The following is a 21,050-nucleotide window of genomic DNA, read 5'->3' as shown; positions in this document are numbered from 1 at the left end:
CCCGGGGGTTACGAGCAGATGATCGGATTGCAGGTTCCCTGCGTGATCGGTGACAACGGATCGTTCGCCCGAGCGGTTCGCGGCTGTGGCGCCGAGTCGGTGCCGTCGACCGAGGGAACCATCTCGACATCCAGGTCGAACAGTGTGCTGTCCATCATTGTCCTCCAATTCGAGCGGTGAAGAACGATCAACGATGTTCTGTTTACCCGCCAGGAATCATTGTGATCATTCGTTGTGTGACCCTATGGCACGATCGTTCGCCTGTCCACCCCGTTTCGGCAGAAAGCCCGACGGGGGAGCCGGTTCCCCAAGTCGCCGACAGCGGTGATTTATTCGGGGCATTCGTCGGTATCGTTGAGTTCCGGTTCGGCTCCGTGTTCCGTTTTTCAGTTCTCCTAACGTGTCGCGTGCGAGAATTCGGTGCCCGCGATCCGGCCGTTGGTGGGCGTTTCCATGGGACGATTCGGGGTGTTCGACGTGAATCGACGAATTCCCGTGCTGTCATTCGGGCGTTCGGAGGATTCTTCTACTACCCTCGCGGTGTGGACCCGTCGTGGGCGCAGGAGACCTTCACTCCCTACGGCCTCTCCCACTGGGCTCTCCTCGGGGTGACGGTAGTGGGGGCGGTGCTGCTCGTCCGGATCGGACGTCGTCAGCGCGGAACGCGTTCGGGAGTGCTGTTCGCCAGGGCGTTCGCGTTGCTGCTGGGGCTGTTCGCCGTGGCGATGCAGGTATACCGGGTCCTGCCGTCGCAGTGGGACATCGAGGTCTCGCTGCCGCTGCACCTGTCCGACCTCACCTGGCTCGTGGCGGTCTACGCGCTGTGGACGCGGCGGCAGTGGGCGTACTCGCTGACGTACTACTGGGGTCTCACGCTCAATCCGCAGGCCATGATCACTCCGGCGCTGGACGCTCCCGGGTTTCCGCACGTCGACTTCGTCGACTTCTGGACCCAGCACATCCTCGTGGTCTGGGCGGCCATCTACCTGACCTGGGGCTTGGGGCTGCGTCCCGACTGGCGCAGCCTGGCGACCACCGTCACCGTCACGGTCGTCTGGGGGGCGGCCGTGTTGGGGTTCAACCTGCTCACCGGGGCGAACTACGGCTTCCTCAACGCCAAGCCCGAGAACTCCTCACTGTTGGACGTCATGGGGCCGTGGCCGTGGTATCTCGCCGTGGAGTTCGCGGTGGGGATCGCCGCGTGGGCGTTGATCACGTGGCCGTGGACGCGCTCGGCCGGGCGGTCGGCGCGGCGGGCCACACGGCGAGGTGAGTCCGAGGCAGGGCGTCTCCCGCGACAGTGAGCGGGCTCTGGCGAGCTGATTCACTCGGACACCGTGGCCGATGCCGCGATACGACGCGGAGCTCGGGGCCCAGTAGCTTCCGCGCGACACTCACCCGAGCCGGGCTCCGTCCCGCATGAGGCCGCGTCCGCATGTGATGGTGGCGCCGAACAGCACCGGACCGTAGTGGGTGTGATGCGGCATGATCCTGGCGGTAGTCACGGGACTCGTAGCCGGGGTGCTCTTCGGCTACGTGCTGCAGCGAGGTCGGTTGTGCTTCCACGCGATCTTCGCCGGGATGTACGAACGAAGGTTCGCCCTGGCCCGCGCCTGGTTGCTCGCGGTGGCGTTGACCTCGGTCGGCCTGGCGGTGCTTTACGCGACTCCGGTGGGGCGAGGTCTCAATACCGGCCTGCCGCTGAGTCCGGTCGGCAACATCCTCGGCGGTCTGATCTTCGGTGTCGGTATGGCCGTGGCGGCCAGTTGCGTCTCCGGTCTGTTCTTCAAGCTCGGCTCAGGGATGCTCGGCGCTCTCGTCGGGCTGCTCGGGTGGGCGTTCGGCGAGCTCGCGGCGAGCAGGGTGCGGCTACCGGGGCCGACGGTGCTGCCGGGCGGAATCGACGGGACGTTACCGGGTGTGCTGGGCGTTCCCCGTGCGGTCGTGGCGGTGCCGTTCGCGGTGTTGGTGGTCGTGTTCGGTTGGCGGTGGCGCGGGGGTGATCACCGGCAGTACGCCTGGCAATGGCGCTGGCCCTTCGCGGGCGTCGCTCTCGCCGTGGTCGCCGTCGCTTCGTGGCTACTGGCCGGATTGGGAGGAGCGAGCTTCGGTGCGAGCACCGTGGGTGCGGTGAGCGGTATCGCGACGGGCGATGTCAATTGGTGGCTCGGCGCGTTCCTCTGCGGAATCGTCCTCGGCGGATTCCTCGCTGCCCGGACGGCAGGAGGATGGTGGTTGCGCGGTGAAACACGAGTGCGCTATCCGCGGTTGCTGTTCGGGGGCTTCCTGCTCGGTTTCGGTGCGTTGCTCGCGGGTGGTTGCAACCTCGGACACGGGCTTTCGGGCGTCGCACAGCTCAATGTCTCGTCGTGGCTGGTCGTAATCGCCTTCGTGCTGGGAATCGGTCTCGCCAGGAAGACGCAACGAGTTCTGTCCGCTCCACCGGTGCTCCCGGAGAAGACCTATTGAGCCGGCGTCGAGATGGCGGAGCCCATCCCGCAAAACTGTCACTGATTGACATTAGTCATCCAGTGACACAAGATGTCGGCCAGCGGGAGGAGTGGCGATGACGGATCTGTCGGGCCTGCGGACCTGGTTGGACGAGACCCTGCCCGAGCTCGCACGGCGGCACGGGGTGCCCGGTGCGGCCGTCGGCGTGCTCGCCGACGACCAGGTCGCCGAAGCGGCGACGGGCGAGCTCAATCTGCGTACCGGTGTCGCGGCCACCACGGACTCGCTGTTCCAGATCGGTTCGGTGACCAAGCTGTGGACGAGCACACTGGTGATGCAGCTGGTCGAGGAAGGTCTGGTCGAGCTCGACGCCCCGGTCACGCGTTACCTGCCCGACTTCCGACTCGCCGAAGAGGGGGTGGGCGCGGACATCACCGTCCGGCAACTGCTCACCCACACCTCGGGCATCTACGGCGACGCCTTCGTATCCACCACCCGGGACGAGGACGCGGTGCGGCGCTACGTCGAGGACGTCGTGCCCACGCTCTCCCAGGACATCCCTTCCGGCGAAGGCATGTCCTACTCCAACTCCGGCTTCGCCGTTCTCGGCAGGATCGTCGAAGCGGTGCGCGCCAAGTCCTTCCAGCGGCTGCTGCGCGAGCACATCGGGACGCCGCTCGGCCTGCGGCACTGGGCGGTCACGCCGGAGGAGGCGCTGCTGCACCGAACGGCCGTGGGACACGTGCCCGGCCGGGACGGAAGTCCTGAACCGGCCCCGTTCTGGAACCTGCCCGCCTCCCTCGCGCCAGCGGGCACCGTGCTGGCGATGGCTCCTCGCGAGCTGTTGGCCTTCGCCGGGGCGTATCTCGACGGTGGCGGGAAGCTGCTCGACCCGGCGACGGTCGAACGGATGTGGCGCCCACACGTCCCGGTCCCGGACATCGGCATGCTCGGTGGTCACTTCGGACTCGGCTGGATGATCTTCGACTGGGACGGGCAACGGGTCGTCGGGCACGACGGCGGCACCTACGGACAGAGCTGTAGCCTGCGCGTGCTTCCCGAGGCCGGTATCGCCCTCGTCTCGCACGCCAACGGCGGGGAGAACGCCGCCTTCCACCGTGAGGTCGTCGCGCGGATCGCCGACCGGATCGTCGGGCTTCGGCCACCCGAGCTGCCCACCCCGCCGGAACACCCCGAGGAAGTCGACCCCACCCGGTTCGCGGGTCGGTTCGACTCCTCGACGATGTCCCTGGAGGTGACCGTGCGGCCGGACGGCTCGGCCGTGGCGCGCTCGGAGGCGCTCACCGCCGAGGCCCGGCAGCTGCAACCCGAGCCGAGAGTGACCGAGCTCGTGCGGTTGGACGACGATCGGCTGATCGCCACCGATCGGCTCTTCGGGGCACACGAGGTTCTCGCGTTCTCCGGTGGCGGCCCCGGCAGTCCCGCCACCCACCTCTTCCAGGCCGGCAGGCTCACGAGGCGCACGGCATGAGCGGATCGCTGCGGCAACGGCAGAAGGACGACCGTCGACTGCGGATGATCCACGCCGCGCTGGAGCTGTTCGACGAGTACGGCTTCTCGGAAGTCGGCGTGGCCGAAATCGCCGAACGGATCGGGATGTCCTACCGGACCATCTACCGCTACTTCCCGAGCAAGGAGGACGTGCTGCTCGGGCTGGTGATCGAGGGCAACCACGCGTTCCTCGAACGGGTCGACGAATGCCTCGGTGAGGGACCCCTGCTCGTCACGTTCGCCGACGCCATGACCGAGGTGCTCGAGGAACTGTCCGACCGGGTCGGCGAGGACGCCATCCGCAGGATGAGCGAGCAGATCGACCGGGTGGAGTCGGTCCGCTCCCGTGCGTTGCTGCACAGCGCCGACATGCGGGACCGGCTGGCCGCCTTGGTCGAGCGGCATCCCGCGTACGCCCCGGAGCGGGATTCCGGGATCCACCTGGCCGTCGAGGTGTTCGGGGCCGTCTCCGCCGAAGCGCAGCGCAGGTGGCGTTCCGCCCCGCCGGGCAGGGGCTCGTTGGCCGATGAGTTCCGCGCCGTGATGGCGGAACTGCCCGCGGTGGTACCGGACTCGCCCCGGACCGCGGACTGAGAATCCGAGCTCCGGCGCGAGCGGATCGCGGGCGGTGCGCGTACTCGGGTGAGCTCGTAGGGCGTTCGGCAACCGGGCAGCACCGGCCCTATCTCTCCGGGGTCAGCGGGCGATACCGCGATGCGCCTCGTGATCGTGTCCGGCCATCGTGCGGGAGATGCCCCGTGCCGCCGCCTGCAGGGCAGGGACGTGCATCCGCGCCTGGTCGTCGTTGGGCACGATCACCGAGAGTGCCGCGACGACGGTGTGGTTCGGCTCCCGTAGCGGCACGGCCACACCCGTGGCGCGGGTGTCGATGAAACCGCGGCACAGCGCGATCCCGCTTCGGCGTACTTCGGCCAGCATCGCCCGGAGCTCGCCCGGATCCACGACCGTCGCCGGGGTGTAGGCGTGCAGCGGTCCCGTGAGGACCTCCTCCTGCAACCATGTGGGGGCGTGTGCGAGCAGTACGATGCCGACCGAGGAAGCGTGCAGTGGGAGTCGACCGGCGACGCGGGTGAGGTTGATGACCGCGCCCGGCGCCGAGAGACGTTCCACGAACAGCGCCTCGCGTTCCTCGCGGACACCGAGCTGGACGTGGTGACCGACCACCGCGTGCAGGTCCTCAAGGAAGGGCATCGCGGCCTCGCGCAGCCCGAGAGCGGGGGAGGCCCGCGAGGCCAGTTCCCACAGTCGCACGCCGACCCGGATTCTGCGGTCGTCGTCGCGGTGCAGCCAGCCGTGGCCGACGAGCTCCTCGACCAGGCGCGAGGCGGTGGCGATGTGCAGCTCGGCCCGGCGCGCGATCTCGGAGACACGCAGCGCGGGTGTCTCCGCGCCGAACGACTCGACGATGCGAACCACGCGCGACAGCACTGACTCCCCGGGAGAACCGACCATCACGACAGTCTCGCCGCCATCTCCTCGCCTTGTCGAGTGAGCTCACCGGTTCGCTCGTCATCGCACGCCTGGTCGAACTCGGTGGCGGCTTCTCGTCGGATTCAACCGTTGGGAACGGTATCGCGCTTTCCCGACGCCTCGGACGCCGTCGATGGGTGGGTGAAATGACGCGCGCCGGGTGCCATCGCCGCCAACGCCGGTGCCGCGAAACACGCCGCCGCACACACCACCAGCACCCAGAAGTTCCCGACGAGTGTCACCGCGGGTGCGATCAGCGCCAGTCCCAGTGGTGCCAGTCCGTAGGAGACCAGGAAGTCCAGGGAGGACACACGAGCCAGCTTGTCCGGTGCCACCTCACGCTGGGTCGCGGTGAACCACGGGACGTTGAACAGCTCGATCCCGATTCCCGCCAGCACGTAGCCCGCGACCAGTACTGCCGCGGGAAGCGGCAGCAGCAGCCCCAGCGGGGCGAAGCCGTAACCGGCCAACCCCGCCAGTGCCCAGAACCCCTGCGAACGGGGTCGCCACCGCGTGACGAGCAGCGCCCCGAGCAGCGCTCCCGCCGTGTAAGCGGTCAGCGCGGCGGCCAGGACAGCCTCGGTGCCGTAGCGCTCACGACTGATCAACGGCAGAACGACCCCGGTGGCGGAGTAACCGGTGGTGATGACAGTGGCCAACGCGGCCAGCCCGGCCAGGAACCAGGGATGCCCGCGCGCCTCGCGCAGTCCCTCGGTGAACTCGGAGACGAACGGCGTGCCGCCCTGGCGCGAGGGGCCTCCGGCATTCCTACTTCCGGCGGGAGGCAACCACGCCGCCACCAACCAGAGGCCACCAGTGAGCAACAGTAGTGTGCCGGTGTCGACGGCGGTGGCCGCCAGCGCGGTCAGACCGGGCGCGACCAGCGTCGTCACCCTCACCGACAAGGTCCGCGCGGCGTTGGCCCGCTGCAGTCGTGCCGAGTCGACGACCTCGGCGGTCAGGGCCTGAAACGCGGGCCTGCACGCCCCTTGCCCCGCTCCCACCACGGCCGCCGCCGTTGCCATCAGTGGTTGCGAGGTCCCCAACCCGAGCGGGATGACGAACGTGGCCGTGGCAGCGGTGAGTCCCGACAACGCCACGACCCTTCGACTGGTGTAGCGGTCGGCCAGCACGCCGCCGACGGGCACGGCGAGCAGGAAGCCCGCTGTGCGCGTCGCGAGCAGTGCACCGAGCATCACGGCGCTGATGCTTCCGTCGAGCACGGCCAGGCCGAGCACGAAGGGCAGTGCCCACGTGGCGAGTCCGGAAGCGGTCGTTCCTGCCCACAGCCGCAGGAAGTGCGGCTCTCGAAGCAGTGAGCGTCGCGGCGGGGTTTCCTCGGACTGTTTCTGGGCGGATGTCACTGGATCGACTCCCGTCACACGCGCCTACGGCGGCCGCACACGGGAGGACGTCCCCGATCGGCCACTTCGGAGAGCACCGAAGGTAGCGGAAAGCGTCTTCGCTGTGACTGTTCTCCCAATGAACATCAACCGTAGACGAAAATGATTACCGTTTTCTATTATGCATCCTAAGCGACCCCGAAAACCGACCTCGACCCCCCGAGCCCGCCCGCACGGAGCTTCGAAGACGGAGCGCACCCAGTGACCACATCGGATACCCAGTCCACAGCGGATACCCAGCCCACATCGGATACGCGGTACACGTCGGATGCCCAGCCCACATCGGATACGCGGTACACGTCGGATGCCCAGCCGACATCGGACGCGCAGCCGGCCCGCCCGGCGAGCCGCCGGGAAAAGAGCCTGCTCACGACGGTCCTGTCGTTGGTGGTGGTGCTGGCGATCTCGATCCTGGTCGGTATCACCCTCGGTCCGGCTCCCGTGCCGCTGCCCGAGACCGTGCGCTACCTCGCCGCCGCCGTCACCGGAGGAACGATCGACGCGGCCGACGCGAGCGGGTATTCGATCATCTGGCAGGTGCGCACTCCGCGAGTGCTGCTCGCGGCCGTGGTGGGAGCGGGCCTCAGCGTCGTCGGCGTGGCGATCCAGGCCACCGTGCGCAACGCGCTCGCCGACCCCTTCATCCTCGGGGTCTCGTCCGGAGCCTCGGTCGGCGCCAGCGCCGTGGTCTCGTTCGGACTGTTCGCCGGCCTGGGGGTCTACGCGCTGTCCACCGCCGCACTGCTGGGGGCGCTGGGTGCTTCGGCCCTCGTCTACCTCGCCGCGCGTGGTAAGTCCGGGCTCACTCCGCTTCGCCTCGTACTCACGGGCGTCGCCCTCGCCTACGGATTCCAGTCGATGATGAGCGCGATCGTCTTCTTCGCTCCCTTCAGCGACTCCGCCCGTACGGTGCTGTTCTGGCTGATGGGCAGTTTGGGCAGTGCCACCTGGTCCGGTCTCCCACTGGCCGCCGCCACCGTCGTTCTCGCCACGGTGCTGCTGTTGTGGAACTCCCGCGCGCTCGACGTGCTGGCCCTCGGTGACGAGACGGCCGCGGGACTGGGCATGGACGCCACCGCCGTGCGCAAAAAGCTCTTCCTGCTCACGGCGATCGTGACCGGATGCCTGGTCGCGGTCAGCGGTGCGGTCGGCTTCGTGGGGCTCGTCATCCCCCACCTCGTGCGGCTGCTGGTCGGTGCCAACCACCGCCGAGTGCTGACCATCGCGCCGCTGATCGGTGCGATCTTCCTCGTCTGGGTGGACCTCGCCTCGCGGACGCTGTTCGCGCCACGGGAACTGCCGCTCGGCGTGATCACGGCGCTGATCGGGGTTCCGGTGTTCATCGTTCTGCTGCGACGCCGCGGCTACCTGTTCGGAGGTCGGTGAATGTCGATCACACTCGACGGCCTGTCGGTGCACCTCGCGGGAACCGAGCTCGTCCGCGATCTGAACATCGAAACGGCGGAAGGGGAAGTCCTCGGACTCGTCGGACCGAACGGCAGCGGCAAGTCCACCGCGCTGCGCTGCGTCTACCGGGCGCTGCGGCCGAGCAGGGGAGCGGTGCTGCTCGACGGTGCCGATATCTCCACCCTCGCACCGCGCGAGTCAGCCCGGCACATCGCCGCTGTTCCGCAGGAGAGCAGCAACGATCTCGACTTCACCGTCGCCGAGATCGTCGAACTCGGCAGGTTTCCGCACCACCGCGGGAACCAGCCGCTGACCACCGAGGAACGCGCCGTCCGCGACGAGGCGATGCGTCGTGCCGACGTCGTGCACCTCGCCGACCGCGGTGTGCTGTCGCTGTCCGGTGGGGAACGCCAGCGGGTGCTGCTCGCCAGGGCCTTCGCGCAGCAACCCCGTGTGCTGGTCCTCGACGAGCCGACCAACCACCTCGACATACACCACCAGATCCAGTTGCTTCGCCAGCTGCGCACGGACTCGACCACCGTGCTGATCGCCATGCACGACCTCAACCTCGCGGCCGCCACCTGTGACCGGCTCGCCGTGCTCGCCAACGGGACGGTGCTGCACATCGGTACGCCCGTCGAAGTGCTCACCCCCGAGCTGATCAACGAGGCGTTCGGCGTCACCCCCTCGATCGTCCATCATCCGCGCACCGGAATCCCCCAGCTGCACTACGACATCTGATCACCGTTGTGAACAGGAGAGATATCCGCAATGACCTCACGCGTCGCAGTCACGCTCCTGCTGACCACCTCGTTACTGGCAACCGGCTGCGGAGCCAACGTCGCGCCCGCCTCGAACGGTGAATCCGGCACGGTCACCATCGAGAACTGCGGGCGCACGATCGAATACCCCGAACCGGAACACCCGGTCGCCTACGACATGAGCAGCACCGAGAAGATGTTCGCCCTCGGGCTGGCCGACCGCATGCGGGGCATCGTCATGCCCAGCACCGCCGACCCGTCGGTGAAACGCTCCCCGTGGCGGGAGGACTATCGCTCCGTCGAAACGCTCAGCACCGATGTGCTCAGTCTCGAGGTTGTCCTCGACGCGGAGGCGGACTGGGTCCTCGCCGGTTGGGAGTCCGGTTTCAGTCAGGCCCGGGGCATCACTCCGAGCAAACTCGACTCCCTCGGCATACGCAGCTACCAGCACACCGAGAGCTGCTTCAACTACGGATCGGATCCGGTTCGCGTGCCACCGCTGGAGGCCCTCTACACCGATCTGCGACAGATCGGGAAGATCTTCCGCATCGAGGATCGCGCGCAACGCGTGGTCGCGGACCTGAAGCGACGTGCCCGAGCTCTTCGCGAGGAACGACCACAAGGCACTCCACCCAGGGTGTTCATCTACGACTCCGGAACCGACAAACCCTTCACCTCCGGTGCTCAGGCGGCACCCAACGCCATCGTCTCGTTGGCGGGCGGGCGCAACATCACGCACGACCTCGACAAGCGCTGGACCACGATCGGGTGGGAATCGGTCGTGCGGGCGAATCCCGAAGTGATCACCGTCGTCGACTACGGGGACAAACCCGTCGAGGACAAGATCGCGTTCCTGAAGTCGTTCCCCCCGTTGGCGCAAACGCCCGCGATCAAGAACGACCGGTTCCACGTCATCGACTACGGAGCCGCCGTCAGCGGACCCCGCAACATCGCCGCCGCCGAGAAGTTCGCCGACTACCTGCGCTCCATCGGACGCTAGTCCACGAGCCGGCTCTCACCGGCTGTCCCTCCGATTCAGGAAAAGACATCACCATGGCCGAAACAGCGACCCTTGACGCCCTGTTCACCGAGGTGCTCGATGGTTCCGGGCCACCGCGCCCGAGCGAACTGATCGCCACCAGCGTGTTCTGGATCCAGCACGGCACTCGACTGGCGGGATCGACCACCGTATACCGCAACCGCTACGTCCTCGTCCGGGTCGGGCAGTCGTACGGTGCCTGCGCCTTCGAAGCGGGCGAGCTCGATCCGGACACCTGCTCCGGAGCCTCGGGCAGCGATCTCGCGACCCTGCTCCGTGCCGCACCGCTCCCACTTCGTGTCGCCGCGCTCGACGCGTATCTCACCGAGACCGAGCACCACCGCGACCGTCCCGACGCGGAAGCCGTCACCCTACCCGCGGGCACTCCCGAGCAACGGGCCCGAAGCCGGGACGAAGCGATCGCGGGGCTCCTCGAACTCGCACCGGGGAGCAGGGTGGCGCTCATCGGTGTTGTCACCCCGCTCGTCGTGGCGCTGCGGGAACGGGGGTGCGTCTGTCTGCCCTGTGACTACAACCTCGACGCCACCGCTGACGGTGGACTGGTCACCTCGGTCATGAGCGAAGTGCTCGAACCCGCCGACGCCGTCGTGGCGACCGGCATGACACTGGGCAACGGGACTTTCGACGGAATTCTGCGCCACTGCGGGAAGCGGAACGTGCCGTTGATCGTCTACGCCCAGTCGGGCTCCGCGGTCGCGAGAGCCTTTCTCGGCTCCGGCGTCACCGCACTGTCCGCCGAACCCTTCCCGTTCTCCCAGTTCGACTCGAACCCCACCACCCTGTACCGCTACCGCGCGGCCCACTCGTCATGAACGCACCCACCGACCGGAAAACTCCCCCGACCACCGGAACGGGCCAATCCGGCTGCCATCACGGTGAAATCCTGCAAGGAGTCTTCCTCGATGACCGAGGAGCGGCCTGTCGGGCTCTGGTGACCATGCCACTTCCCGGCCCCCGCAGCAGGGCCGTCTTCGTGCCCGACCCCGACACGGCCGCGGACAGCGTGGTCATCAGCCCGAACGACCGAAGCAAGGCGCGACGAGCGGCGATCCTGACCTGCGAACTCTGTGGCAGCACCACGGCACGGACTCCGTGCGGCGGACAACTGTTCCTCAGCAGCGAGGTTCCCGACGGTCTCGGGATGGGGTCGTCGAGTGCCGACGTGCTGGCCGCGATCCGCGCCGTCGTGGATGCCTACGGTGTGCACCTTCCCGCCGAGACCGTGTCGACAATCGCGGTGTCGGCCGAACGCGCCAGTGATCCGCTGATGTTCGACGACAGGGCCCTGCTGTTCGCGCAACGGGAGGGCAGAGTCCTCGAGGATCTCGGCGACCGGCTTCCCCCCGCGGTGGTGGTGGGATGCCTCACCGAAGGCGCCACCGGTGTCGACACCCTGGAGTTGGGTACCCACCACATCCGCGACCGGGACGTGCGGGTCGGTGAACGACTGCGCGCACTGCTGCGCCGAGCCGTGGCCCGGTCCGACGTCGCCCTACTCGGCCAGGTCAGCACCGAGAGCGCCCGGTACAACCAGCGCATCCTCGACAAGACCCAACTGGACTCACTCGCGGAGATCGCCGAGCGGGTCGGCGCCGTCGGCCTGCAGATCGCCCACAGCGGCAATGTCGCGGGTCTGCTCTTCGACCCGAACCAGCCCGGTACGGGAGACCGGATCCGGGCATGCCTGTTCGAACTGGACCGCAACGACATTCCCAGCACGCGAGTGTTCAGCACTCGGCCTCGTTCCCGAAACGGTGATGGTGATCATGGACGAGCACATCGCGGACGCAGTCGCACGCCCCGATCTGATCCGGCTCGACAGGGGACTCGTATGCCTTCGATTTGAGACGATGAAAGTCGTCTCCGCCCTGACGGCGGTCGAGCGATTGCTCGAACAGGGGCGTGTGCGTCCCGGGGACACCCTGCTGGACAGTTCGAGCGGCATCTACGCCTACGCGCTCGCGCTCGCCTGCCACAGGTACGGACTCGGGTGCCACATCGTCGGCTCGACGACCATCGATTCCACGCTGTACAACCAACTCGTCCTGCTGGGCTGCCGTCTGGAGCAGGTCGAACCGTCGGCGGATCTCAAACTCGACCAGAGTCTGCGGGTGCGTCGCGTGCGACAACTGCTGGACGAGAACCCGCACTACCACTGGATGCGGCAGTACCACGACGACATTCACTGTCTCGGATATCGCCCGATCGCGGATCGCATCCGCACCGAACTGGACGGTGAAGCACTCACGATCGTCGGCGGCGTCGGTTCCGGCGCCTCCACGGGGGCGCTGGCCAGGTATCTCCGCGGCGCCGGAACGGATGTCGGGCTGGTGGGTGTTCAACCGTTCGGCAGCATCACTTTCGGCGCCGAACACGTCTCCGACAGCGAGATGATCATCGCCGGGATCGGCAGTTCCATCCCGTTCGGCAATGTCGAGCACACCGCCTACGACACACTGCACTGGATCTCCTTCGACACCGCGCTGTCGGCGAGCACGGACCTGCTGCGCAGGCACGCCGTGTTCGCGGGGTTGTCCAGCGGCGCGGCGTACCTGGCAGCACACTGGGAGCGATACGTCCGGTCGTCGGGGCCGGTGCTGTTCATCGCCGCCGACACCGGGCACCGCTACAACGAGGCGGTGTTCTCCCGGGCCGAGTCGGCGAGGGACATCTCCGAGCTCGCACCGCATCCGGCGGTCGACACCGCGGAGCTCAAGATGCCGTGGTCGCGGATGTGCTGGGACCGTGCGGAAGCACCGCCCAACGCGCGCAGCGAGGAGGAACGAGAGGCGATGCCGGTGAAGTGGTCCTGATGGGAGCGTGACCCGATGGGCGTGGCACAAGAGGATCAAGAGATCTTCATCCCGTTTCATCACGTGGCCGTGCTCGGCGGCTACACGCTGATCAGCGCTCTCCGCCAACCCGAGGTGACGCGAGAGGTCCGCGTCGTCGGCATCTCCACGACGACGTCGTCGGGCTCGTCCGGGCCCGCCCGGTACGGCACGACCTCTTCGGGTTCGTCAGGGCTTCGTCTCCCCCGCGTTGCGGCAGCGTTACCGAGAGTCGGTATACGGTTGTAACCCAGCTGAGTTTCGGGTCCGATTTTTCTCTCATTGAATGAGAACGTGGTAGTGCTGTGGAATACAGCGACCGCATGCTCGGTGCCTGTCACGACCATGCGGAGCGTCGATGACGACGAGAGCTGACGCCGTGGGCCGGACCGAGGTGGGCGACCGTACGCCGCGGGCGAGCTGCCTGCCGTCGAAAACATCGGTACAGCGGCCCGCTGTGATCGAGGGACAACGGTGTGATCTCGGTCGCGTCAGGTCTCGTGGTCGACTCGCGCTGCCGCGATGATCAGGTGAAAGAGGACGCGGTGATGAGCCCACGAGTGGCTGGTGATTTGTTGTTGGTCGGGAGTTTGCCGACCGATTCGACCGAACAGGCGTTCCGGTCGGGCGCCCACTGGTTCGGCGATCTGGTGCACGCGTTGCCGGACGGTGAGACCGGGCCACGTGCTCCGTGGGTGGGTTACGAACGTGAGCGGTTGATACGCCCCAATCCCGATGTCGTCGTGGTGGAGGAAACAGGCTCGCCGACGGGGGTGCCGCGTCACATCTACGACACGCCCGTGTTCTCCGTCCGCGACGGAGTCGAACGGCTGCACTGGGACACCTGGCCGCGCATCGACGACGCGATCGCCTCCTACGAGGTGTTTCGCGAGTTGCGAGAGCAGGGCCTGGTCCCGGAACGTTTGCGGTTCCAGGTGGGGTTGCCGCTCCCGTCGAGCGCCATGAACGCGTTCAAGGCGAACTTCGGGAACGACTATCCCGCCGCGGCGCGAGGTTTCGAGGAGTTGGTCGTTCGCGAGCTCGAACGGCTGACCGAAGCCATCCCACCCGCCGACCTGGCCATCCAGTGGGACACCGCCTACGACACACAGGACGTCGAGGGTGTGCTCTCGTGGACCTCCGGTGACGCGTGGGAACGGTTCGCCGGACCGGTCTCCCGGCTGACGCGGCTGATTCCGGAGGACGTGCTCGTCGGCTACCACCTGTGCTACGGCACGTTCCCGGAGTGGCCCATGTACGAGCCGGGGGACATGAGCACGGTGGTGCGGATGGCCAACTACGCGGTCGCCGAGTCCGGCCGGAAGGTCGACTGGCTGCACATGGCGGGGCCAAGGACTCTGCGCAGTGAGGACGACCGCTTCTTCCGTCCACTGACCGACCTCGACGTCGGTGACACTCGGGTCTTTCTTGGCCTCGTGCAGCCGATCGACGGTGTGGCGGGGCTGCGGCGTCGTGTGGCGACGGCGTCGAAGCACCTGGACGAGTTCGGCCTGTCGATGTACTGCGGATTCGGCAGGCAGCCGGGTGAGGACGGCGAGGAGACGATGCGGCAGCATCGCGAAACGGTCGGTGAGTTCGCGAAGGAGCCCACTGTGCTTTCCTGACGGCTGATCCTTCCCGAGGAAGGGTTCGTTCCCGGGTGGTTCGAGAATATTCGGAACCGCCCGGGAACGTGCTCCCCACGAACAGCTTCGTTCATTCGGCCGGTCGTTGATCCCGAGAACCCTGTGCACGGCGCGGCGGGCTTTTCAGCGAGCTGTTCGAGCGGGTGGCCTGGTCCGGGCCTGTTGTCGAGCTCCGGGTGCCGATCGGATCCGACCACCGATGAAGGTGCTTCAGTACAGCGTGCTCATCGCCTCGCGGGTGAACGGGACGAGTTCCGTCTCCCGGCCGTCGAGCACCTTCCGGCTCCACTCCGGATCGGCCAGCAGGGCGCGGCCGACCGCGACGAGGTCGAACTCCTCGCGCTCCAACCGTTCTGCCAGCCCTTCGACGCTGGCCACGTTGGTGCCCGCGCCCTCGCCGAGGGTGGCGGGGTCGAACACCGCGTCCAGCCCGACCGAGCCGACGGTGATGACCGGCTTGCCGGTGAGCTTGCGGGCCCAGCCGCCGATGTTGAGGTCCGGGTCGGATTCCGGGAACTCGGGCTCCCAGTAGCGGCGTCCGGAAGCGTGGAAGGCGTCGAGCCCGGCCTCGCTCAGCGGGGCGAGTATCCGTTGCAGCTCGTCCGGGGTCTCGGCGAGTTTGGCGTCGTAGTTGTCGGCCTTCCACTGCGAGAACCGCAGCACCACGGGGAAGTCCGCCGAGACCCGCTCACGCACGGCAGCGACAATGTCGGCGGCGAACCTGGTGCGCTCCACCGGAGAGCCGCCGTAGGCGTCGGTGCGTCGGTTGGTGCGTTCCCAGAGGAACTGGTCGATCAGATAGCCGTGCGCTCCGTGCAGCTCCACACCGTCGAAGCCGACGCGCTCGGCCTGCCCTGCCGCTTCGGCGAAGGCCTCGACGAGCCGTTCGACGTCGGCGAGGGAGAGATCGTCGCCCGCCTGCCGGGTGCCGTCCAGCGCGATACCGGAGGGGCCGACCGAGGGGGCTTCCGGAACCGGTGGCTTGCCCGCCCTGCGCTGGATGCCGACGTGCCACAGCTGTGGCATGATCTTTCCACCCTGCTCGTGCACCGCTGTGACGACGTCGCGCCAGCCCGCCAAGGGGCCCTCCTCGTGAAACCGCGGCACGTGCTTGCCGTCCCCGGCCGAGGGATCGTCGATGTAGGTGCCTTCGGTGATGATCAGGCCGGTTCCCGCCGCGGCACGCCGTGCGTAGTAGGCGGCCACGTTCTCATCGGGCACACCGTCGGGGGACTGCCCCCGGGTCATCGGTGCCATGACCAACCGGTTCGGCAGCTCCATCGATCCGAGCGTGAACGGACGTGCGAGTGCCTGCGCTGCGCGAGCGGACATGCGATCTTCCTCCTGTTGCACGTAAAAAGTGTTCCTTTTGAAGATACACTTTCTGGTGTGGGGGATCGCGGCGGCGTTGCTAACCTGGGGTACCGGTCTGTGGGAGCGCTCGGCCGAGGTCGACGGAGGGAGGTGTTGCCCGCGTGCTGGACATCCGGTTTTCCAGCTCCCTGATGGCGATGCTGCTTCTTGCCGTCGCCGACGAGGAGGGGGATCCGACCCTGAGCTCCGCCCAGCTCGCCGAGCGGATGGACACCAACGCGAGCCTGGTTCGCAAGCTGCTCCTGCCGCTGACCCGTTCCGAACTCGTCATCTGCACCAAGGGGCGCACGGGGGGAGCCCGGTTGGCGCGGGCCGCCGAGGAGATCACCCTGGCCGAGATCTACCGCTGCTCGACCGGCGACAAACCGCTCTGGAACTGCCGCACGGGCGGTGAGCACGACTGCCGGGGCGCCGCGAACGCGCAGGCCTACTTCGCCGAGCTGACCGAGGACGTGGAGCGGGCCGTGCTCGACGCGCTCGGTGACCGCACGCTCGCCGACGGGGTGCGCGAGATGCGACGTCTCGACCGGGAGCCGACGCGGGGATAGCTCGTCGAAGTTCTCCGGCAGGGTTGTCGGGCTGCTCGCTTGGCGGAACCTCCGCGCGGCTCGCCGGCCCCGGGACGCTCGACGTGGGGCGGCCGTCCGCACGACCTCGTTCCGTCGCCGGGAGCGTTCTAGCGGAACCAGGCGCGGACCCCGAGCTCGCCGGTGCTGCCGATGTTGACGGTGATCTCGTCGCGTTCCTGCTGCGGCGAATTCCGTTCCCGGCCCACCGGCACCACTGATTGCCAGGGGCGGCCCCGCGCCGGAGCGATATTCAGGTACTCGCCGACTCGCGGGGCGTTCATGCTCGCGTGGGTGTTGCGCCACATCAGCTGGGCCTCGGCTTGCTCGTCCGGTCGCACCGTGATCGCCTCCGGCGGCGTGTCGAAGCCGTCGACGGTCGCGATGTCCGCCGATCCCCGCTCGACACGGACGTCCAACGCTCGCCGCTGCTCGTCCAGCACGCGCACACGTGGGTAGCCGTTCAGCCGGTAGGGCCGGTCACCGCAGTTGGCCAGCTCGACGTGCATCAGCCGCAGGCCCATCGCCACTTCCACCAGGTCGGTCGTGAGACGCACACCCGTTTCCGGGCAGTCCGATGCCGACGAGTTCGCGGGTGTGCTCGAAGGTGAGGATGCTCTCCCGTCGTTCGCGGATCCCATGCCCGTTCCGGCGGAATCCTCGACGGCCGAGGTGGTGGAGGTGGACGCGGCCGACGAGGGCCCCGGCGTTTCCTCGGCAGGTTGTGTCGGATGCGCGACGCAACCGGTCATGACGACGGCCATGACGAGCGGGAACAGCCTCACGATCCACCGGGGCTCATGATGGTCATGATCGCACGGCTCGATGCCGGTGGTTGCCGAGCGGCATTCCGGTGATGACCACGGTGGCAGCAGCGGGCGCGGCGAGATCTCCAGTTGTGCTCCCGCGCGGGTTCGGCCGCGGTTCCGGGAGCTACGGCAGGATTCCGACGGCGCCGTAGACGTTGCCGCGCTGAGCCTCCTGCTCGGTGACGTGCCGGTCGGGGCGCCACAGCGACGCGGGCACCACTCCCGGGGTCAGCAGTTCGTAGTCGGGCAGCAGCGCGGCGACCTCCTCGCTGGTGCGCAGGTACAGATTCGGCGTGGAGGTGTCGGCCAGCAGGGAACGCAGCGCCGCCACCTCCTCGTCGGTACGGCTGAGCTGGGCGTTGTTGGACAGTGCCAGCGCGCTGCCGGACGTGCACGCCTCGCGGTAGCGGGACACCAGTCCCGCCCCGTCGGTGGTGGGAAGAATGTCCAGGATCCCGAACGCCAGCACCGCGATCGGGCGGGCGAAGTCCAGCAGGCCGGCCACTCCGACAGCGTTGAGCACGGTCTCGGGCTCGCACACGTCCGCCTCGGTCACCGTCACCCGGTGCTCGTCGGCGCCGAGCAGCTGGCGCGCGTGGTGACAGGCGACGGGTTCCCAGTCCACGTAGGCCACGCGTGCTGACGGGTCGTGCTGGTGGGCGATCTCGTGCACATTGCCCACCGTCGGCACACCGGAACCGAGATCGAGGAACTGGTCGATCCCGTGCTCGGTGATCAGGTGGCGGACCGCGCGGCCCAGAAACGCGCGGTTGGCCCAGCAGTAGTCCCGTTCCGTGGGCACGAGCCGCAGCGCTTGTTCGGCCACGGTCCGGTCGATGGCGAAGTTCGCGGATCCGCCGAGGTGGTAGTCGTACATCCTCGCGATGTTGGGTTGGTCGAGGTTCGCGCCCTCCACCTGGCCGGCCAAATCCCCGTCGTGCGACATGCCGACAGCGTACCTCCCCGCACGGAGCGAAGATCGATATTGCTCCGAGTGCGAGATACGAGTTCATCCGACCGGCGAGTCGTCGCTCAACGCTCGCGCGTAACGCACTCCGGCCGTCAGCAGCACCAAGCCGGTGAGCAAGAACGCCACCACCCGCGCGAATCCGTCCAGAGTGGCGAGATCGAACAGGAACAGTTTGGTTAGCGCCACCGGAAGCAGCACCATGCCCGCGACACGGAGCGAAGGCAGCGTGATGCCGCGCAACAGCAACGCGATCGCGAGGACGACCCAGCTCAACGTGATCAACACGTGCCCGGTGAGGAACCCGGAACGGTCCTGCTGGAACAGCGACACCAGTGCCATCGTCGCGCTGGCCGTGCCGTACAGCACCAGGACCCCGGACAGGATCCACAGGGTCTTCGCCGAGGGTGGGCGGGACAGCACGCCGAGGCGCACCCCCGCGAGCGGAATCGCCACCGCGACCAGCGCGGTCAGCACACCCACCAGAACCCCGGCGACACCCGCGGAACGTGACACCAGCACCAGCAGCCACGGTGGGATGTCGTGGTGCAGCGCCATGACAGTGCCGAGTGTCGCGTAGCTCAACGCCCCGAGCAGCACACCGGGGCCGCGCAGCCACAGCGCCCCGAGCGTCAACAGCAGTGCCTCGCAGAGCAGCGCCGTGGCCCAGGCCGAGGAGTCGAGCGAGATCATCGTTGCCTGCATCGCGGCCAACGCCGCGAGTCCGCCCGCCGCGGTGGTGAACTTCGCCGGGAGTCGATCACGCTGGTTCGGGAGGAGACGCCCGCTCGGTACGAATCGCCCGCTCGGAACGAATCGCAGGCCCCACAGGATCGTCAGCACCACCGCCACGCCCGCCGCGAGCGCGGCCGCGAACGGACGCTGCACCAGCGGTGTGGCCAGCAGGACCGGTATCGGTGCTGCCACCAGCGCCGCGATCGCGGTGTTGTCGTCCGGACGAAGGACGGCCGTGAGCGTGGCCACCACGATCCCCAGCAACGAGGCGGTGCTCACCACGAGTACCACGGCGATGTGGTCGGTCGCGGTCAGCATCGCCCAGACGTCGGCGAGGATCGCGGCGATCACCACGGGCAACGCGGCGACCTGGGCCAGTTGCCGCCACCCGTGTCGGAGCTGCACCGGGGTCGCCGCCAGGTGCAACAACGCCAGAAAGCCGACCAGGGTCGTGTTCGGCTCCCCGTTGATCAGCGGCGCGCACACCGCGCACCCCACCACGACTCCCACGGCCACCGGCTGGGCACGCCACCGGTCGGACAACAGCAATCCGCCGCCCGCGATGACGAACCCCGCGGTGAGACCACCGAATAACGACAGGTAGTCGTACAGCACGGTGGCCGCGACCGTGTCCAGGTACAACACGGCGAACCCCGTCGCGGCCAGCGCGTAACTGCCGGACGTGCCGCCGGGTCTGCCGCGTACTCGGAAAGCCGCCGCCAGCAGCACCGCTCCCAGACCGGCACCACCGAGCACGCGGCTGGCGGGGCCGAGCCAACCACGTTGGACCGCCAGCACCAGCAGGAAGACCACGCCGAGCAGCGTCACCGCCCCGCCTATCCAGGCCAGCAGCCTGCTCGGAGTCCAGCCGTGCCCTGCGGAACGGGACTCCGGAGTTCGCCGCTCCCCGTCGTCGGTGATGACGGCCGCGGGCGGTACCGGTTGTGCGTGCCACGACGGATCGAACGGGGCGGGTTCGACGTTCGGCGGAGGTGGTGGGGCCTGCGGTGTCGAATCCCGCGGTGCCGAAGCGGACGGGGAGGGGATTCGCTGTTCCCCGGAATCGTGTGTTGCGGGCCGGTTCCCCCGGAGATGTACGGCACCGGCGAGGACGTCGAGTCGTCGACTCATCTCGGCGAGTTCGGCGGCGACCGCTTCCAGCGTGGGGTGCTCCGGCTCGGACATGCCTCCAAAATGCTGTGCACTACACCGGGGAGGGAACAGTACGAATACTCAGATCTCCGGCCGTGTCCGTGAGTACCCGGCCGTCGCCCGGTGGTCTCCGCCTTCCCCGTCCTGGAGGCCGCTTGGCGCGCTCTCTCGTCCCCGCGTGAGCGGCTGTCCCGGAGGCGGGCGACACCCTCGGCCGCTTCAGGACTCGGAACTCCCGGAGTCCGATCCGGAGCGGGCCCGCTCGGTCAGCGCGCGCAGCTGGTCGATGTTCTCTGCAGCGCTGCTCAGCGCCTGGTGTGCTGTGTCGAGCTGTTCGGCGACCGAGTCGATATCGGCCTGTTCGGTGAGGGTTTGGCTCGCCGCGCTCACGGACAGCAGCCGATCCAGCCCTTCGGCGGTCTGCGCGGCGGCCACCTGGACCGGCCCCGCCTGTTCGGATTGGGCGGTCTCCCGCAGGGGGGAGGCGAGCCGCAGCAACTGCCACCGCAGGAATTCGAGCATGCTGGTCTGATCGCCCGCGACCCCGGCGGTTTGCTGCTGCTGCAGATAGACGGCGGTGCGCTGTTCGGCGTCGAATTCGCCGGACTCGTTCAGGATCGCTTCGAGCTGGGCGGCCCCGAGCAGCGCGTTGGCCAGGTAGGCGCGGTAGACCGCTTCACCGCCGATCCGTTCGGCCGCGGCCGCGTGTTCGTCGGCGGTGTTCGTCCCGCGATAGTGGCCCAGCGCTTGCAGTGCGGTGGCCAGTTGGTCGACCGCGGCGGGCTGATCGGTTTCGGACGAGGAGGACGGGGTGCTCATCGTCGCGCAGCATAACGGTCCACGTGTGCGAGTCTTGGAGGTGAGGGTGCTCGGCGAGATCGTGTT

At 68.1% G+C, this 21,050-nt stretch carries 21 protein-coding genes; 13 read left to right on the top strand and 8 right to left on the bottom strand.

All coding sequences use genetic code 11. The features are described from left to right. Nucleotides 1–8: 8 nt before the first annotated feature. Nucleotides 9–155, bottom strand: a complete 147-nt coding sequence (locus J2S53_RS06365; protein ID WP_456240209.1) for a hypothetical protein — start codon at nt 153–155, stop codon at nt 9–11. 387 nt (nt 156–542) lie between these two features. Here J2S53_RS06365 and J2S53_RS06360 point away from each other — a divergent pair, with 387 nt between their 5' ends. From J2S53_RS06360 to J2S53_RS06345, 4 genes are all read left to right on the top strand, one after another. After that, a complete protein-coding gene (locus J2S53_RS06360) occupies nt 543–1,304 on the top strand; it encodes a YwaF family protein (protein WP_456240208.1) in 762 nt (253 codons plus the stop codon). A gap of 181 nt (nt 1,305–1,485) precedes the next feature. After that, nucleotides 1,486–2,469 carry a YeeE/YedE thiosulfate transporter family protein gene (locus J2S53_RS06355; RefSeq protein ID WP_456240207.1) on the top strand — a complete coding sequence of 328 codons (984 nt, stop codon included), beginning with the start codon at nt 1,486–1,488 and terminating at the stop codon, nt 2,467–2,469. Nucleotides 2,470–2,566: 97 nt separating this feature from the next. Further along, on the top strand, nt 2,567–3,943 hold the full coding sequence (locus tag J2S53_RS06350; RefSeq protein WP_456240206.1) for a serine hydrolase domain-containing protein: 1,377 nt from the start codon (nt 2,567–2,569) through the stop codon (nt 3,941–3,943). Then, complete coding sequence (locus J2S53_RS06345) at nt 3,940–4,557, top strand: TetR/AcrR family transcriptional regulator (protein ID WP_456240205.1); 618 nt, start codon at nt 3,940–3,942, stop codon at nt 4,555–4,557. The genes J2S53_RS06350 and J2S53_RS06345 overlap by 4 nt, the downstream gene beginning before the upstream one ends. A gap of 102 nt (nt 4,558–4,659) precedes the next feature. Here the strand turns inward: J2S53_RS06345 and J2S53_RS06340 are convergent, their stop codons facing one another. Next, on the bottom strand, nt 4,660–5,436 hold the full coding sequence (locus tag J2S53_RS06340; RefSeq protein WP_456240204.1) for an IclR family transcriptional regulator: 777 nt from the start codon (nt 5,434–5,436) through the stop codon (nt 4,660–4,662). A 101-nt stretch (nt 5,437–5,537) separates the two neighbouring features. Beyond that, nucleotides 5,538–6,818, bottom strand: coding sequence for an MFS transporter (locus tag J2S53_RS06335; RefSeq protein ID WP_456240203.1), 1,281 nt, complete (start codon nt 6,816–6,818; stop codon nt 5,538–5,540). Nucleotides 6,819–7,220: 402 nt separating this feature from the next. Between J2S53_RS06335 and J2S53_RS06330 the strand changes: the two genes are divergently transcribed. The 7 genes from J2S53_RS06330 (at nt 7,221) to J2S53_RS06300 (ending at nt 14,541) form a co-directional block, all read left to right on the top strand. Beyond that, nucleotides 7,221–8,243: a FecCD family ABC transporter permease gene (locus tag J2S53_RS06330; RefSeq protein WP_456242715.1), complete on the top strand. Its 1,023-nt coding sequence runs from the start codon at nt 7,221–7,223 to the stop codon at nt 8,241–8,243. Further along, nucleotides 8,244–9,005 (top strand): ABC transporter ATP-binding protein, encoded by a 762-nt coding sequence (locus J2S53_RS06325; RefSeq protein WP_456240202.1) that lies wholly within the window; start codon nt 8,244–8,246, stop codon nt 9,003–9,005. It abuts the gene before it with no gap. A 30-nt stretch (nt 9,006–9,035) separates the two neighbouring features. Continuing rightward, nucleotides 9,036–10,025 (top strand): ABC transporter substrate-binding protein, encoded by a 990-nt coding sequence (locus tag J2S53_RS06320; protein WP_456240201.1) that lies wholly within the window; start codon nt 9,036–9,038, stop codon nt 10,023–10,025. A gap of 53 nt (nt 10,026–10,078) precedes the next feature. Next, on the top strand, nt 10,079–10,897 hold the full coding sequence (locus J2S53_RS06315) for a Rossmann-like domain-containing protein (protein WP_456240200.1): 819 nt from the start codon (nt 10,079–10,081) through the stop codon (nt 10,895–10,897). Continuing rightward, nucleotides 10,894–11,931: a GHMP family kinase ATP-binding protein gene (locus J2S53_RS06310; protein WP_456240199.1), complete on the top strand. Its 1,038-nt coding sequence runs from the start codon at nt 10,894–10,896 to the stop codon at nt 11,929–11,931. Before J2S53_RS06315 ends, J2S53_RS06310 begins: the two co-directional genes overlap by 4 nt. Then, nucleotides 11,852–12,898, top strand: coding sequence for a pyridoxal-phosphate dependent enzyme (locus J2S53_RS06305; protein ID WP_456240198.1), 1,047 nt, complete (start codon nt 11,852–11,854; stop codon nt 12,896–12,898). Before J2S53_RS06310 ends, J2S53_RS06305 begins: the two co-directional genes overlap by 80 nt. Nucleotides 12,899–13,464: 566 nt before the next feature. Continuing rightward, on the top strand, nt 13,465–14,541 hold the full coding sequence (locus J2S53_RS06300) for a hypothetical protein (RefSeq protein ID WP_456240197.1): 1,077 nt from the start codon (nt 13,465–13,467) through the stop codon (nt 14,539–14,541). A 231-nt stretch (nt 14,542–14,772) separates the two neighbouring features. Here J2S53_RS06300 and J2S53_RS06295 read toward each other — a convergent pair whose 3' ends face one another. Next, nucleotides 14,773–15,894: an NADH:flavin oxidoreductase gene (locus tag J2S53_RS06295; RefSeq protein ID WP_456240196.1), complete on the bottom strand. Its 1,122-nt coding sequence runs from the start codon at nt 15,892–15,894 to the stop codon at nt 14,773–14,775. A 143-nt stretch (nt 15,895–16,037) separates the two neighbouring features. Between J2S53_RS06295 and J2S53_RS06290 the strand changes: the two genes are divergently transcribed. Further along, nucleotides 16,038–16,484, top strand: coding sequence for an RrF2 family transcriptional regulator (locus J2S53_RS06290; protein WP_456240195.1), 447 nt, complete (start codon nt 16,038–16,040; stop codon nt 16,482–16,484). A 128-nt stretch (nt 16,485–16,612) separates the two neighbouring features. Here J2S53_RS06290 and J2S53_RS06285 read toward each other — a convergent pair whose 3' ends face one another. Further along, nucleotides 16,613–17,059 carry a DUF4232 domain-containing protein gene (locus J2S53_RS06285; RefSeq protein WP_456240194.1) on the bottom strand — a complete coding sequence of 149 codons (447 nt, stop codon included), beginning with the start codon at nt 17,057–17,059 and terminating at the stop codon, nt 16,613–16,615. Here J2S53_RS06285 and J2S53_RS06280 point away from each other — a divergent pair. Then, the gene (locus J2S53_RS06280; protein WP_456240193.1) at nt 17,049–17,306 is read left to right on the top strand and encodes a hypothetical protein; all 258 of its coding nucleotides are present in this window, start codon (nt 17,049–17,051) and stop codon (nt 17,304–17,306) included. The two genes, J2S53_RS06285 and J2S53_RS06280, sit on opposite strands and share 11 nt — an antisense overlap. Nucleotides 17,307–17,435: 129 nt before the next feature. Here the strand turns inward: J2S53_RS06280 and J2S53_RS06275 are convergent, their stop codons facing one another. The 3 genes from J2S53_RS06275 to J2S53_RS06265 all read right to left on the bottom strand — a co-directional run bounded on the left by J2S53_RS06275 (nt 17,436) and on the right by J2S53_RS06265 (nt 20,984). Continuing rightward, a complete protein-coding gene (locus J2S53_RS06275) occupies nt 17,436–18,257 on the bottom strand; it encodes an SAM-dependent methyltransferase (RefSeq protein WP_456240192.1) in 822 nt (273 codons plus the stop codon). 63 nt (nt 18,258–18,320) lie between these two features. Further along, the gene (locus J2S53_RS06270; protein WP_456240191.1) at nt 18,321–20,198 is read right to left on the bottom strand and encodes a DUF2339 domain-containing protein; all 1,878 of its coding nucleotides are present in this window, start codon (nt 20,196–20,198) and stop codon (nt 18,321–18,323) included. Between the two features lie 186 nt (nt 20,199–20,384). After that, on the bottom strand, nt 20,385–20,984 hold the full coding sequence (locus J2S53_RS06265) for a DUF6245 family protein (RefSeq protein WP_456240190.1): 600 nt from the start codon (nt 20,982–20,984) through the stop codon (nt 20,385–20,387). Between the last annotated feature and the right edge of the window lie 66 nt (nt 20,985–21,050).

Origin of the sequence: Actinopolyspora lacussalsi (assembly GCA_030803735.1) — a bacterium.
In the GTDB taxonomy this organism is placed as follows: Bacteria; Actinomycetota; Actinomycetes; order Mycobacteriales; family Pseudonocardiaceae; genus Actinopolyspora; species Actinopolyspora lacussalsi.
This window is presented reverse-complemented; position numbering and strand designations above follow the sequence as displayed.